Origin of the sequence: Pseudoalteromonas sp. NSLLW24 (assembly GCF_015864725.1) — a bacterium.
In the GTDB taxonomy this organism is placed as follows: Bacteria; Pseudomonadota; Gammaproteobacteria; order Enterobacterales; family Alteromonadaceae; genus Pseudoalteromonas; species Pseudoalteromonas arctica.
The window spans coordinates 329127-344325 of the sequence record NZ_JADYWQ010000001.1; the positions used below are offsets into that span (position 1 = coordinate 329127).

A 15199-nucleotide genomic window follows, 5' to 3' on the forward strand; every position below is an offset into this window, starting at 1 on the left:
GCGTTTAATTATGCAACAGTTACAATTTTCATTGTGTTAGTTGCGCCCACAGTTTCCATTGAGTCACCGTGAGTAATAATTACTGTATCGCCAGACTGTAAAGACCCTTGAGAAACTAAAGTATCAAGCGCGGCTTTTACCATACCGTCTTTTTCAGTTTTTGTAGAATCAAAAAATACTGGGTAAACACCACGATAAAGCGCAGTTTGACCTAATGTACTCGCATGACGTGAAAGCGAGTAGATTGGTAAGCCTGAGCTGATACGCGACATTAATTTAGCCGTACTACCAGATTCAGTAAGTGTGATAATTGCTTTAACAGAATCTAAGTGATTAGCTGCATACATAGCAGAAAGCGCAATTGATTCAGCATTGTTAGAAAAGCGACTATCTAAACGGTGTTTAGAAACGTGCGTTTCTTTTTGCGATTCAGCACCTAAACAAACGCGTGCCATAGTCGCAACTGTTTCTTCAGGGTAATCACCGGCAGCTGTTTCAGCTGAAAGCATTACAGCATCTGTTCCATCAAGAACAGCATTTGCAACATCCATAACTTCTGCACGTGTAGGCATAGGGTTATCGATCATCGATTCCATCATTTGCGTTGCTGTTACTACAGTACGGTTTAATGAACGAGCACGACGAATAATTAGTTTTTGCTTGCCCATAAGAGCAGCATCACCAATTTCAACACCTAAATCACCACGAGCAACCATTACAGCGTCAGACGCCAAAATGATGTCATCAACAGCTTCTTGGGTTTCAACGGCTTCAGCACGTTCAATTTTAGCAAGTAACTGTGCTTTTGAACCAGCAGCATCAGCAAGTGAGCGTACGTAGCGCATATCGTCGCCACTACGTGGGAATGATACGGCAATGTAATCTACGTCAATTTCAGCGGCAGTTATTAAATCTTCTTTGTCTTTTTCAGTAAATGCTGGAGCAGTTAAGCCACCACCTAAACGGTTAATACCTTTATTGTTAGATAAAACACCGCCAACAGTGACTGTACAATGCACTAAATGCCCGGCTACTTCATCAACACTTAATTGAATAAGGCCGTCATTTAGAAGTAGTAAATCGTTAGGGCTTACATCGTTAGGTAATTCTTTATAATCGATACCTACAGAGTTTATGTCGCCTTCGCCTTTTTCCATTTTTGCATCAAGGGTAAATTTTGCACCCACAGCAAGCGTTACTTTACCTTCTTTAAAAGTAGAAACGCGGATTTTAGGGCCTTGAAGGTCAGCAAGGATAGCAATATGCTTGCCTAATCTTTTTGCAATATCGCGTACAGCTTGTGCACGGTCTTTATGATCTTGGGCAACACCATGTGAGAAGTTTAAACGTACTACATTAGCCCCAGCGATAATAATTTTTTCTAAGTTGTTATCTCTATCGGTAGCAGGTCCAAGGGTAGCGACTATTTTCGTGCGTCTTAGCATCAATTTCTCCTGTTTGCTTGGTGAAAGCATGTTGACGTTATTTTGTTGACTTAAAATATCTATATTAGAATAAAATATTTTAGTTATGTGCAAACTTCAAAGGTTTGCCACTATTTTATACAAAACTATTGTGTCATCATTATGACACCGGTGTCAGAATGCGTCAATGATCTTAATTTCAATTAGCTTTGCTTTTAGTCACCCCGAGACCATTGATGTTTGATATAATTACGTAGCTTATTTATCTGTAATAAAAAAGCATGTTGTATTGACTCATAATTAGTATTTTATGACTGTATGAGTATAATGCACGCGGTATTATTTAATTTATACACTGAATTTTCTAACCAAATAGTTGTTACCGAGGAGGACACTAGATGCAAGTTGCATTAGTAGGGTTAGGCGTTATGGGAAAAAATCTTGCCCTAAACTTGATTGAAAAAGGGATAACGCTAGTCGCTTATGACAAAAACCCACATGCGGGTGAAGAGTTACTAAGTTGTGCTAAATCTCAAGGCATGGCTGATAGGCTTCACATTGTCTCTGATTTAAGAGACATGGTAAGGCGTTTAGAGGCACCTCGTTCTATTTTATTACTTGTTCCTGCTGGTGAGTTAGTTGATACAGTTTGTAATGAACTTGTAGAGGCCGGCGTTAACTGTGACGATATGATTGTCGATTGCGGTAATAGTAATTATAAAGACGGTATAACGCGTAAACTTAAATACCAAAATAAATTTGAATTTGCCACTATGGGAATTTCTGGCGGTGCAGAAGGTGCTCGCCATGGTCCTGCAATGATGGCAAGTGGTTCTGAGGGTGGTTGGGAACGTATTGAGCCATGGTTTGAAAAAGTAGCTGCTAGCTATAATGGCGACTCGTGTTTTGCACGTGTAGGTCAATCAGCAAGTGGTCATTTTGTAAAAATGGTTCACAACGGTATTGAATACGCACTTATGCAACTTATTGCAGAAGTGTACCAATTACTTCGTTTAGGCACTAATCGTTCTCCAAAAGAAGTGGCTGAGATATTTAATGACTGGTCAGAAGGTCAATTAAATAGCTACTTACTGTCTATTTCTAGCCACATATTGTCACTTGAAAATCATAATAATGTACCGCTTGCGGACTTAATTGATAATAAAGTTGGCGCTAAAGGTACTGGTCTTTGGACTGCGCAAAATGCACTAGAACTTGGTATTGCAGTTCCTTCACTTGTTGCTGCTGTACAAGCTCGTCATTTAACTAATGCATGTAATACAACGGCTGCACAAGAGATGACGTATGCATCTAAATCAACTAACAATGTTGAAATTGATTTAGAAGAGCTAAAAGAAGCGTTCTTACTTGCAAGCTTACTAGCGTATCGCCAAGGTTTAGCGTTAATTAAAGGTGCATCACGTACTCATCAGTGGAAAGTTGATTTATCTAAAACGCTTCAAACGTGGCGTGCTGGTTGTATTATTCGTGCTGACTACCTTGATAGCGTTGCACAAGGTGTTGAATTTATTGATACCCTTGAGAAAGAGTCTAACTCTTTGCGCAAAATTACCGGACAAGCAATAATGACTGGTTTAGCATTCCCTGTATTGGGTGCTACACAAACGTATTTAGCAACATTAACCACACCGAGTAATGGGCATTTAGTTCAAGCCCAGCGTGATTACTTTGGTGAGCACGGCGTTAAAACCCATAGCGGTGAAACATGCCATTTAACTGACCTAGTAGATATCGACGCTAAAGTTAGATAATAAACAGTTGTTTAAAACGATAAAGGCACGCTATTTAGCGTGCCTTTTGTATTTTTGGTGCTGTGAGGTTTAACGGCTTAACTCACCACGTAAATTGTCTTGCATTAAATGACGAATCGTCTCTACTTCTAGCTTTTGGCTAAATAAATAATGTAATTTAGTTAAACATGCTTCAAGGGTCATATCGTACCCACTAATAACACCAATATTTAACAGTGCATTACCCGTTGCATAGCCGCCCATATTTACATGGCCTTTTAAGCACTGGGTTAAATTAACAATAACGACGCCACGTTTACTTGCCTCTTCAAGTATTGATAAAAAGTTAGGATCTTGCGGTGCATTACCTACACCAAAACTAAGCAACACCAGGGCTTTAATATTGCCGTTAACTAAGCTTTTAACCACTTCTTGACTAATACCAGGGTATAAATAAAGCACACCAATGGGTTGAGGTGTAATAGGGGTAACTTGCAGCTCATTTTCAACATAAGGACTAAGTTGGCCTTTAATAAGTTGAATACTAATACCCGATAACGCTAAGGGGTCAAGATTAGGCGAAGCAAATGCATTAAATCCATCGGCGTGGGCTTTAGTTGCTCTGTTACCTCTAAACAGTTGGTTATTAAAAAATAGACTTACTTCTGCAATTGGATAATTTGCCGCTAGATACATTGCATTCAGAAGGTTTACTTGGCCATCTGAGCGTAATTGAGAAAGCGGAATTTGTGAGCCAGTTACAATCACAGGCTTAGTTAGATTTTCGAACATAAACGATAGTGCTGAAGCTGTATACGCCATTGTATCGGTGCCATGAAGCACAACAAAACCATCATAATCTTGGTATTTATCTTTAATGTCATCAGCAATAAGTTGCCAATGCTCAGGAGACATATCTGAAGAATCTATAAGCGGGCAGTATTCGTGAATATCAAACAAAGGCATTTCATCACGGTTAAACTCTGCGTTGTTCACTACGGTTTCTGTTAAAAAACCTTCAGCAGGAATATAACCTCGACTCGATTTTTTCATACCTATAGTACCGCCAGTATAAGCGATATAAATGCGTTTACGTTTCATAAAAAAAGCCCAGTAAAAAAACTGGGCTTAGTATAACGTTAAGTAACTTTAAATACAGCTGATTAGGTAAAACTATGCACTTTTATTGTGCAACGTTACACACTAAACAGCGTGCATATACACCTTGTGGATCGTTGTAATCTTTAAGGTTTTCAACTTCAGTACTTAATTGGTTAATAACGCTTTGCAAGTTAGCTTGCGTTGCTAACACAGATGTTTTTTGTGTTTGTAAACCAAGCATCGATTTAATAGACGCGTTACCAAAAATGTTTTGAATCATTTTTTCTTGCGAGCTTAAATCTTGTTTAATGGTTTTAACTTCATAGTGATTAAGTTTTGCAAGTGCTGCGGCTGCTTTTATAGCATCTTGTTTATCACCAAGTTTGTCTACTAAACCCAGTTCAAGTGCTTGAGATGCAATCCATACGCGGCCTTGGGCAATTTTATCAACTTGCTCAGGCGTCATATTACGGGCATCAGCGACAACGTTTAAAAAGCGACCGTATGCTTCTTCAACGCTCATCTGAATTACTTGACCCATTTTTTCGTTTAGGGGACGAGTGATAGAAAAACCAGCCATTTCGGTTGTTGCAACGCCATCTGAATAAACACCAATTTTAGATAAGGTTTTTTCAAATGTCATAAACGTACCAAATACACCAATTGAACCTGTAATAGTACTCGGTGCTGCCCAGATTTCGTTTGCAGCAGAGGCAATCCAATAACCACCTGATGCAGCTACAGAGCTCATAGAGGCAATAACAGGCTTACCAGCAGCTTTAAGCGCTAATACTTCTGCACGAATAACTTCAGAGGCAAACATACTACCGCCACCTGAATCAATGCGCAGTACGACCGCTTTAACTTTGTCATCAAGGCGTGCTTTACGAAGTAGGGCTGCTGTAGAGTCGCCACCAATTTCTCCAGCTTTACGCTCACCATCAACAATTGTACCTTTAGCAACTACAACGGCGACTTTTTCGGTAATAGGGTTATCAAATTCAATCGGTGGTTTAACCAAGCTTAAGTATTCACGAAATGAAACTTGCTTAAATGTTTTGCCATCTTCTTGTGCGCCAACTAAATCAATTAATTGTTTGCGAACTTGTTGATTTGTTTTTAAAGAATCAACCCACTGGTGGTCAAGTGCATATTTACCTGCATCGCCATCTGCAGCTTTCATTTTTTCAAGATATACGTCCATTGTCTCGTCGAAATTTGACTCATCAAATGGGCGAACCGCAGCAACATCTTGTTTGTATTCGCTCCAAAGAGCGCCTAACCAAACACGGTTAGCTTCTTTGGCTGCTTCAGACATGTCGTTACGAATGAAAGGTTCTACTGCTGACTTAAATGTACCAACACGGAAAATATGCTGCGTTACTTCAAGCTTTTCAAGTGCATCTTTAAAGTAAAGCGGATACATGCCGTAACCTTCAATACCTACGCTACCGTATGGGTGCATAGCTATTTCATCAGCATGTGATGCAATATAGTATTGTGCTTGGGTATAGTAATAACCCGATGCAATCACTTTTTTGCCAGCTTGTTTAAATGCATCGATAGCATTGGTAATTTGCTTAAGTTTGTTTAAATGCGCTTTAGGCATTTCTTGTAAATCAAGCAGCATCACCGTAATGCGATCGTCTTTAGTCGCTTCGTTTATTACTTCAACAATATCGTCAAGTAATATTTCGCTTGGCGCTTCAGAACCAGAAGTAGCATCACTAATTGCAGCTTCGACCGGATCTATGTATGTTTTTTCTTCAACAATAGGGCCATTTAGGTTAAGCCTAAGCACAGAGCCATTTTCAACTATTATTTTATCGTCGTCACTTGAGAGTGACACTAAGAAAACAATTACCAGTAATAAAAACAGAATGTTGAGTATTAAACGACGAGAAAAGTTAATTCCAGCCCAAATACCTTTAAATACCTTTGCTATCAAAATAGCTCCTTAATTTGGTACAGTTAATACATTAGTTCCATCTTAGCCTAGAATAAAAATAAATTTAACTGCTAAATCGTAACGAAGTGTTTATGAGGTGCTATTAATACATGTTTTTATGGCTTTTTTTAATTAAATGAAGGCACATATTGCTTATTACTTGCCATTAAAGCAGAATTAGCTAATGTATACAGGTTAGACCAGTTAACGGGGCACAAGATGTTAGAACAACAATTACAACTAAAACACACACAATTACGTAACCGCTTAGTGATGGGCTCAATGCATACAGGCCTTGAAGAGGGATGGCATAACCGCAAACGCTTACGTGCATTTTACGAAGCACGTGCAAAAGGCGGTACCGCAATGTTAATTACGGGCGGATACAGCCCTAATTTACGTGGCAAATTAACACCTATTTCATCTTCATTTAATAGTTATTACGATGTATTTAAGCACCGCGCTTACACAGATGCTGTGCATAAACACGGCGGAAAAATTTGTTTGCAATTATTACATGCTGGACGTTATGCGTACCATCCATTCAATCAGGCACCAAGTGCAATAAAAGCACCTATTAATCCTTATAAACCTAAAGCGATGTCGCTTGGCTCGATTAAAAAAACAATTAAAGACTTTGCGCACTCTGCCTATATGGCTGAAAAAGCTGGCTACGATGGCGTTGAAGTTATGGGTTCTGAAGGGTATTTGATTAATGAGTTTATGGCGCCGCACACCAATAAACGTGAAGATGAATTTGGTGGCAGCCTAGAAAATAGAATGCGACTTGCGCTTGAAATAGTTAAAGCTGTAAGAGCAAAAGTATCTGAGCAATTCTTAATCATTTTTAGATTGTCGGTTATTGATTTAATTCCAAACGGCTCAACGCCAGAGGAAGTTGTCATTCAAGCTACCGAGCTTGAAAAAGCGGGCGTTGATATTTTTAACACAGGTATTGGTTGGCACGAAGCGCGTGTACCGACTATTGCGAGTATGGTGCCGCCAGGTGCATTTAAAGAAGCATCAAAACGTTTAAAAGACGTGGTGAGCGTGCCAGTTATTGCTGTTAACCGAATTAATACTCCAGAAATAGCTAACGATATTTTAAATGCAGGCGAGGCTGATTTAATTTCTATGGCAAGGCCGCTACTTGCCGATCCAGAGTTTTTTAATAAATACGCAAATAATCAATCTAAGCAAATTAATATTTGTATAGGGTGTAACCAAGGTTGTCTAGATCACGTATTTAAAAATAAACGTGCTACGTGTTTAGTTAATCCACAAGCTGCATTTGAGCTAGATTACCCGTTAGAGCAAGCAACCAAAGCTAAAAATGTATTAGTAGTCGGTGCCGGTCCTGCTGGTTTATCGGCAAGTTGTTACTTGGCTCAAAAAGGGCATAACGTCACGCTAATTGACCAAAAACCGCAAATGGGTGGCCAATTTAATTTAGCTATGCAAATACCAGGTAAAGAAGACTTTAACCATACTCTTACTTACTTCACTAATGAGCTTGAGCGATTAAAAGTAACTGTAGAGCTTGGTAAATCTTATGACGATTCAATGCTTAAAAGCTATGATGACATCGTATTTGCAACTGGCGTTAGGCCGCGTGAAGCCTCTATTAAATGTAGCGATGATAAGCGTGTGTTTGCTTATGACGAAGTTATACGCGGCGAAGTAGAGCTGGGTAAATCAATTGCTATTTTAGGTGCCGGTGGTATAGGTTTTGATATGGTTGCGTTTTTAAGCGAACATAAATCGCAAACTATTAGCGAGTTTAAAACGCAATGGGGGATTGAGTGTGAAGCCCAACCTCATAAAGATGAACGTCAATTGTATATGTTAAAACGCAGTGCGGGTCGTTTTGGTAGCGAGCTTGGTAAAACAACGGGTTGGATACATCGCCAAGTTGCTAAGCAGCATGGCGTTAAGCAAATTGCTGATTGCCAATACCAAAGCTTTGATAAAAGCGGACTAACTATTAATGTTGCTGGTGAAACTCAAGTACTGCCAGTAGACACTGTTATTGCCTGTATTGGCCAGGTTTCTAACAACGAAGTGCTAGAAAATTACACAGATAACGCAAAGGTACATGTTATAGGCGGCGCTAAACTAGCTGCAGCTATTGATGCTAAACGCGCTATTTTTGAAGCACTTCAGGTCGCTAGAAGTATTTAACCTTTGTAAATAAATTGAAATAGTTTATCAATTCATGCGGTCTTTGCTGTTTATAGTCTATAACTTAATAAACAGTGAACACACAGGATACGCATGAATAAACTAACCAATCTTTATGATGCAATATTGGGTAAACTATCATTTTTAGATGGTTTACCTGCATTGCTATTTCGCTTGATTTTAGCCCCTGTTATGATCATTGCAGGTTATAACAAACTTGCTATAAGCGGTGAGACAGAAGGTTTCTTTGATAACTTTTTAGCATCTCCAGATGTAGTTCAATGGTTTGGTAATAATGAATGGGGTTTAGGATTACCGTTTCCTGATTTACTAGCTTTTTTAGCTGGCTGGAGTGAATTTTTAGGAGGTTGGTTTTTATTACTTGGCCTTTTAACTCGCTTGGTCAGTATCCCACTTATGTTTACAATGGTTGTCGCTGCAACCTCAGTGCATTGGCATAATGGTTGGTTTGCAATAGCACCAACTAATCCAGAAACAAGTGCTGCGCAAGTGCTCGATTGGTTATCAATTCCGGGCGCTAAAGAAAGCCTTGAAAACTCACTAGAAGTACAAGACCGAATAGGTAAAATTCGTGGCTTAGTTGAAGAACACGGTTTTCCTGATTATCTATACGAAAAGGGCAAGCCGTCTATTTTAAACAACGGTATAGAATTTTCGGCAATTTATTTTGCTATGCTTCTTAGCTTGTTTTTTATGGGCGGTGGGCGTTTTGTTAGTATAGATTACTGGTTAAGGCGAAATATTGTAAAAGAATAACGTATTTAATCTACTTTACTAACGGCCGCATAGCTTAACCCTTTGCGGCCGTTTTGCATTTTAATTTCTCGGTATTTATTTTTTAAGGGTTTAAATGTTACTCTAGCGTTTTGAATTTTGAGGAATCGTTATGAACGCTATCGAGCTTTTACTTACCCGCCAATCAGACTCTAAACTAACAGAGCCGGGCCCTACGCCTGAGCAGCTCGACATAATTAAGCAAGCAGCATTACGTGTTCCTGATCATGGCTGTATAGCACCGTGGCAGTTCATTGTTGCTCAAGGTGATGCACGCAATAAACTGGGTGAAATTTACCATCAAAGTGCAGTGGCAGAGCAACAAGAAGAAAAAGTAATTAACCGTGCTAAAGAGCTTCCCCTTCGTGCGCCTATGATTGTAATAGCAATTGCTAAATATCAAGAACACCCAAAAGTTCCTCGAATAGAACAAGTACAAAGCGCAGGCTGTAGTGTATTAGCGATGCAACAAGCTGCATTTGCCCAAGGGTTAGGCGGTGTTTGGCGCACAGGCTACTTTGCACAAAGTAGCGCGGTTAAAAAAGCGCTTAACTTACATGAGCAAGATGAAATAGTAGGGTATTTATATATAGGTACACCCGAAGTCGATTGTAAAAAGTCGCCTCGCCATAAGCCGGAACACTATTTTAGTAATTTGTGAAATAGTATGAACTTTGCGCAACTTACGTAGTCATAATTCATTAAGGTTACAAAGAGTAATATTTAAAAGTTAATGACTTGGCTGTAAGAAGCGCTTGGAAGCACTAAATTTACTAAATCTTCTTCAGTTTGTTTTTTAATCGGTTGTTTTTTGATACATTATGGAAAGTCTTAATAAAAATAACGATAAAGAAGACGAAAACTATGGGAAATTTATTTTTACGTGAAAAAGAGAATTGGCTAGCATGGTCAATTTGGGGAATCATTGGTGCTTTTGTAACACTGTATGTTGCAATGAGCACAAATGCATCACACTTTATAGCCGGTTCAGCGATGGGTATGCTTGTGTTGTTAACATGGTGGATGCACCAGTCCAAACGTTTCGACTTTGGGCGTGCATTTAAAGTATGCTGCTACGTTTTATCGCTTAGTGTGCTACCAGCTTTTATGTTTGTTGTAGTACCAAGTGATGATTTAAATCGATTCGATTTAATTTTTCAAGGCGTTACCTTTACCGCACTGAGTATATTGGCTTGTTTAATCTGCTCTTGGATTGCACGTAGACCTAAACAATATTATTAATGTGTTTAACTTTAGTCTATTAACTACACTTTTATTAAAGTGAAGAGCTTAACAAAAGAACAAAGTGGGGCTATTTTATCCAATATGTTAATATTTTATATTAATTTCTATTTAGCTCTTTACAAGTTATGTATTTAGCCATATTATTCGCGCCGTGCGGAGAGATGGCAGAGTGGTCGAATGCACCGGTCTTGAAAACCGGCATGGGTTTATAGCCCATCTAGGGTTCAAATCCCTATCTCTCCACCATTATTTAAAAAAACCGCCTTATGGGCGGTTTTTTGCTTTGTGGAGTTTCTAAATGACTAAGGCAACAAACCTACCAACCTCGCAGAAATTAATAAAACATCTTTTATTATGGACGGTATTTGGTTACTGCTATCAAAGTGCTATTAGCTTATTAGTAAAAATGGCTATAGATGCTCAACCAGAGTATCCATTAATTACCGCTTTAATTTATGGTGTTGGTTTTAATGTTTTAGCTGCCCATCTTATTACCAAATACGATAAGCATTGGCCAGTTATTGGCTCTGTTTTTATTGGTTGTATAGGGCTGCTTGTAGTGCCATTTTTACTGTTTGGCGAATCAGGATTACTAACAATGCCTCTACTTGTTGGAATTTTATTCAGTTTGCCGCTTTGTAGTTATATTGTTGGCCTAATTAAGCTAAAACTCAGCAAAAACTAGCCCCAAACGCGGTTTATTTTGTGATAGCATAGTCGCGTCTTTTAACTAACAAAACGTGAAAAACACATTATGTCAGATAATTTTACTACAGATGCTGAAAAAGCAAGTTACGGTATTGGCTTACAAATGGGTGAGCAACTTAAGTCTAATCCTTTTGAAGGCTTAAACCTAAATTCAGTATTTGAAGGCATGAAAGATGCGTACGCTGGTAGCGCATTTCAAGTTGAGATCCCTGAGATCCAAGCTGCATTTGAAAAAATCAACGAAGAGATTCAAGCTCGTCGTGAAGAAGAGTCTAAAGTACTTTCTGCAGAAGGTATTTCATTCTTAGAAGAAAACGCAAAACGTCCTGAAATCACAGTAACTGAGTCTGGTCTTCAATACGAAGTACTAGCAACTGGCGAAGGCGAAAAGCCAACAGCTGAGTCTACAGTACGTGTTGATTACCACGGTACACTTATTAACGGTACTGTGTTTGATAGCTCATACGAGCGCGGTCAACCAGCTGAATTTCCAGTTGGTGGCGTGATCAAAGGTTGGACTGAAGCATTACAAATGATGCCTGTAGGTACTAAATGGCGTATCTACGTTCCTCATGATCTTGCTTATGGTGAACGTGGCGCAGGTGCTGCAATCGCACCTTTCTCAACGCTTGTATTTGATGTTGAGCTACACGAAATCATTTCTTAAATTAAATAAATTTTAATTTAAGAATTTAAAAAGCCGTATTCAATTTGAATACGGCTTTTTTGTGTTTGTAATTTAAGAGTTTTATACCAATTAGCTTAATTAAGTGATCTATTTTTCGCTAAGAAAATTGTGTCGATAACAAGGCAAAAATTTCGTTGTTTAGTTGTTACCACTAATTGCTCTTGCATTGCTCTACCTCCTGCATCCATGCAGTCGTATATCAGAAATTCTTAACGCAGTTAGCGTCAGGTTTAATCCTTCAAATCGATTAAGTATTACTGCGTGTTGATATTATATATTCTAAAAATAAAAAAACCGCATTAATAAAATGCGGTTTGTAAATATATAAACTAAAAACTATTTTTAATTATTAAAAATAACCACGAACACCAAAGCGGAAGTTTCTGCCAGGTAGTGGGGCTTTATCTTTAATAAATGAGCTATGCACAAAGCCTAACTCATCAGTAATGTTATCCACGTTTATATAAAGCTGTGCATCTACACTGCCTAAACCTAATTGGTAATTAGCTTGTGCATCAAATAACGTATAGCCGTCCGTTTTTGTTTCAAATGCAGTTACATCGTTTTGATCAAAGTAATGAGTACCCGTCAGTGTTAGTTGTAAGTCACCTAAATCGTACTGTAACTCAGAGCCTAATTTATTGGCAGGGATACGCGGTAAGTTGCCTTCGTCGTCTTTTAGTTTTGCACGAGTTGAGTCACCAAATACTTTAACCATAGCGCTTGGGGTTACTTGGTAATGTGCGTCAAACTCAATTCCATAAAGCTCTGCGTCTTTACTTGTAAACTGATAAACCGCAACAGCATCGTCATGTGCACCAATAGCTGATTCTAAACCATCTTCTTCATCGTAAACTAAACCCGTATTTTCTTGGAAATAAAAGTTTTTAATATCGTTATAGAAAAAGTTAACGGTGTAACCAAAATCACCGCTAAAACGTCTAAAGCTTAAATCTAGGTTTGTTGAGGTTTCTTGCTTGATATTCTCTGGCTCAAAATGCGCTTCATTATCTTCAATGTTGTAACCAAGACCTAGCTCATAAGTGCCGGTTGCAATGTGTAAACCGTTTGATAAAAGCTCTGCCGAAAGTGGTGCTCTTTCTGAGTGAGAAATACTTGTCGCAATACTATGACCCGGCTTGTACTGCCAGATGGCACCGGCAGAGGCGCTTAAATTGGTAAAGCTTTTATTGTATCCAATAGTTTCTTCGTCGCTATGATCTATTTCTACTTCATCGTGGCTATGTTCGTGTGCCGTGATTTTGCTTTCAATTTTGTAATCTTCTACACGTGCACCAAGCTCTATTGTCACGTCGCCAAATTCACGCTCTTCTAGTAAATATAATGCGTTAGTTGTAGTTACACTCGCGGGTGTAAATGCTTCTTCACCAATTGCATCGTAGTCAGAATCGCTGTAGTGATAGCCCATCATTCCGTGCCAATCAGCAAACTTATGCTCTACATTTAGACGTGCTTCAGTCGTTTTATTTTTAAAAGTAGTACCAATTTCGCCATCTTCAATTTCGCTGTGTGAATAATCTGTATAGCCAACACGTAGGTTGATGGTTTCAATCCAGTTATTATGAAGAGCGTAACTTACAAGCCCTTGCCAGCGGTCTTGCTCTAAATGTGCGTAAACAGGCTCTTCAGCAGCTTCATCTTCATGTTCTGCATGCTCTTCTTCAGTTTCACCTTCGTGATCGTGATGATGCTCATGCCCAGGAATACCGTAATCAGTATCAATACTACCGTAAGAAAAACCAATCGTTAAATGATCGCCAACATAGCTGGTACCAAAGTTGAGTGTTTCGCTATCAATAAAAGTATTTTCTACCGAGCTTTCGGTTTCAACATCGCCATCATCGTCGGCAATAGTAAAGGTCGGTGTTTGGTAATCATCGCCGCTGCGCTTGGTACCATCAAAATGAAAGTTAAAGCCTTCATTACCTGTTTCAAGTTTTGCAGCTACGGTGTTTGAATTTGACACCGTATCGTGGCTGTATTCAGCAGCGCCTGTAAGCTCGTCGATATTGCTAGTAGGAATACGGTTATCAACCACGTTTACAACGCCACCAATTGCACCAGAGCCATAAAGTAGGGTACTTGGACCGCGCAACACTTCAATTTGCTCTGCCGCTAGGCTGTCGCTTGATGTTGCGTGGTCTGGGCCAATTCGCGACGCATCGCTGGCATCTAATCCATTTTGTGTGATTTTAACGCGAGGGCCATCTAAACCACGAATAATTGGGCTTGATGATACAGGGCCAAAGTAACTTGCATTTACGCCTGGTAAACCTTTAAGAGTTTCGCCAAGTGTTGGTTTAGATTTATTTCTTAATTCATCACCTGAGAGCACACTTACTGGCGATATCATTTCTAGGCTGTTCTTATGAAGTGCAGAGGCATAAACAACCACTGTTTCAACCGATGTTGGTTTAAGTGACACAGACAGATTATTTGAAGATTCGGTAACAGCAATACGAGAGTCTATGTAGTTGTCTTTACTAATATGTAATTGGCTGTTTGCATCTATATCGATAGCAAACTCGCCTAAATCATTACTTTTAACGCTTTGGTTTTTGCCATGCACATGGATAGAGGCATTTTTAATTGGTTGATTTTTATCATCCATTACTTTACCAGTAACGGTTGCAGCCAAAGCTGATTGAGAACATAAAACAGAAAAAATAGCAGAGGAGATTAATGTTAACTTTGTCATGGATATATTGGTTCGTGGTTATTATGTTGTGATATAATATAACACCGCAAAATTAACGAATCAACAATGTTATAGTATAACTTTGAATTTTGCGATGAATAATCTAAAAATGACGATTAAGCCAATATTATAAAAATTCAAATAATAGGTTTGTGAATAGAAAACTTGTCTATTTGACCGAAGAACTCATAGCGCTAACCGGTAAATCTATGTATTTAATAGCGGCTATCTATCATTATCGCATCTAGTTTATGCTGCGCTCTTGTCTGATTTGTTATATCTACAGATTCAATCATTTCGCATTCGTCGCGGATCATCTCTGAAATAAGACTAGGGTAGTGGCGGCAGTCTTCTGGGCGGTCGAGGTAAATACTGCAGGTATACATATTTTTAGCGAGAGGATCTTTTTTAGGCGCAATTTCTAAAAATGGGCACACTTGAAGTCTTAAGCCTGTTTTTGGGTCAAACCAAATTTCGTTGTTTTTAACGTATTCATAAATTTCGGGGTTAAAGAGCTCCCATAAATCTATTTCCTCTTTCGTTGCGCTTAAATCGCCGCCGCCATATTTAATACAGCATTTACCACACTGGTTGCATTCTTTCATAATTGGCTAATTTAGTTGGCTGTTAACGAATTTA

12 protein-coding genes and 1 tRNA gene are annotated in these 15199 nt (G+C 38.8%); 8 read left to right on the forward strand and 5 right to left on the reverse strand.

The genetic code is table 11. The features are described 5' to 3' along the window. Positions 1-8 precede the first annotated feature (8 nt). Positions 9-1445: a pyruvate kinase gene (gene pyk / locus I6E72_RS01385; RefSeq protein ID WP_197110843.1), complete on the reverse strand. Its 1437-nt coding sequence runs from the start codon at positions 1443-1445 to the stop codon at positions 9-11. 377 nt (positions 1446-1822) lie between these two features. On the opposite strand from pyk, the gene gndA reads away from it, so the two are divergent. Further along, complete coding sequence (gene gndA, locus I6E72_RS01390) at positions 1823-3196, forward strand: NADP-dependent phosphogluconate dehydrogenase (protein WP_010554474.1); 1374 nt, start codon at positions 1823-1825, stop codon at positions 3194-3196. Positions 3197-3265: 69 nt separating this feature from the next. Here gndA and ansA read toward each other — a convergent pair whose 3' ends face one another. Together ansA and sppA are read right to left on the reverse strand one after the other, a co-directional pair. Beyond that, complete coding sequence (gene ansA, locus I6E72_RS01395) at positions 3266-4276, reverse strand: asparaginase (protein WP_007582693.1); 1011 nt, start codon at positions 4274-4276, stop codon at positions 3266-3268. Positions 4277-4358: 82 nt separating this feature from the next. Then, positions 4359-6224 carry a signal peptide peptidase SppA gene (gene sppA, locus I6E72_RS01400; RefSeq protein WP_024590136.1) on the reverse strand — a complete coding sequence of 622 codons (1866 nt, stop codon included), beginning with the start codon at positions 6222-6224 and terminating at the stop codon, positions 4359-4361. Positions 6225-6443: 219 nt separating this feature from the next. On the opposite strand from sppA, the gene I6E72_RS01405 reads away from it, so the two are divergent. From I6E72_RS01405 to I6E72_RS01435, 7 genes are all read left to right on the forward strand, one after another. Further along, positions 6444-8405: an oxidoreductase gene (locus tag I6E72_RS01405; protein ID WP_165721546.1), complete on the forward strand. Its 1962-nt coding sequence runs from the start codon at positions 6444-6446 to the stop codon at positions 8403-8405. Between the two features lie 93 nt (positions 8406-8498). Then, a complete protein-coding gene (locus I6E72_RS01410; protein ID WP_007582701.1) occupies positions 8499-9182 on the forward strand; it encodes an HvfX family Cu-binding RiPP maturation protein in 684 nt (227 codons plus the stop codon). 130 nt (positions 9183-9312) lie between these two features. Then, positions 9313-9861 (forward strand): NAD(P)H nitroreductase, encoded by a 549-nt coding sequence (locus I6E72_RS01415; RefSeq protein ID WP_024590138.1) that lies wholly within the window; start codon positions 9313-9315, stop codon positions 9859-9861. 203 nt (positions 9862-10064) lie between these two features. Further along, positions 10065-10442 carry a hypothetical protein gene (locus I6E72_RS01420; RefSeq protein ID WP_007582705.1) on the forward strand — a complete coding sequence of 126 codons (378 nt, stop codon included), beginning with the start codon at positions 10065-10067 and terminating at the stop codon, positions 10440-10442. A gap of 158 nt (positions 10443-10600) precedes the next feature. After that, positions 10601-10691 (forward strand) — tRNA-Ser (locus I6E72_RS01425). Positions 10692-10743: 52 nt separating this feature from the next. After that, complete coding sequence (locus I6E72_RS01430) at positions 10744-11130, forward strand: hypothetical protein (protein ID WP_010554477.1); 387 nt, start codon at positions 10744-10746, stop codon at positions 11128-11130. A 69-nt stretch (positions 11131-11199) separates the two neighbouring features. Continuing rightward, on the forward strand, positions 11200-11820 hold the full coding sequence (locus tag I6E72_RS01435; RefSeq protein WP_165721547.1) for an FKBP-type peptidyl-prolyl cis-trans isomerase: 621 nt from the start codon (positions 11200-11202) through the stop codon (positions 11818-11820). Between the two features lie 370 nt (positions 11821-12190). Here the strand turns inward: I6E72_RS01435 and I6E72_RS01440 are convergent, their stop codons facing one another. Continuing rightward, positions 12191-14560, reverse strand: coding sequence for a TonB-dependent receptor (locus I6E72_RS01440; RefSeq protein WP_197110844.1), 2370 nt, complete (start codon positions 14558-14560; stop codon positions 12191-12193). A 215-nt stretch (positions 14561-14775) separates the two neighbouring features. Beyond that, positions 14776-15165 (reverse strand): YkgJ family cysteine cluster protein, encoded by a 390-nt coding sequence (locus I6E72_RS01445; protein WP_024590141.1) that lies wholly within the window; start codon positions 15163-15165, stop codon positions 14776-14778. Positions 15166-15199: the final 34 nt, after the last annotated feature.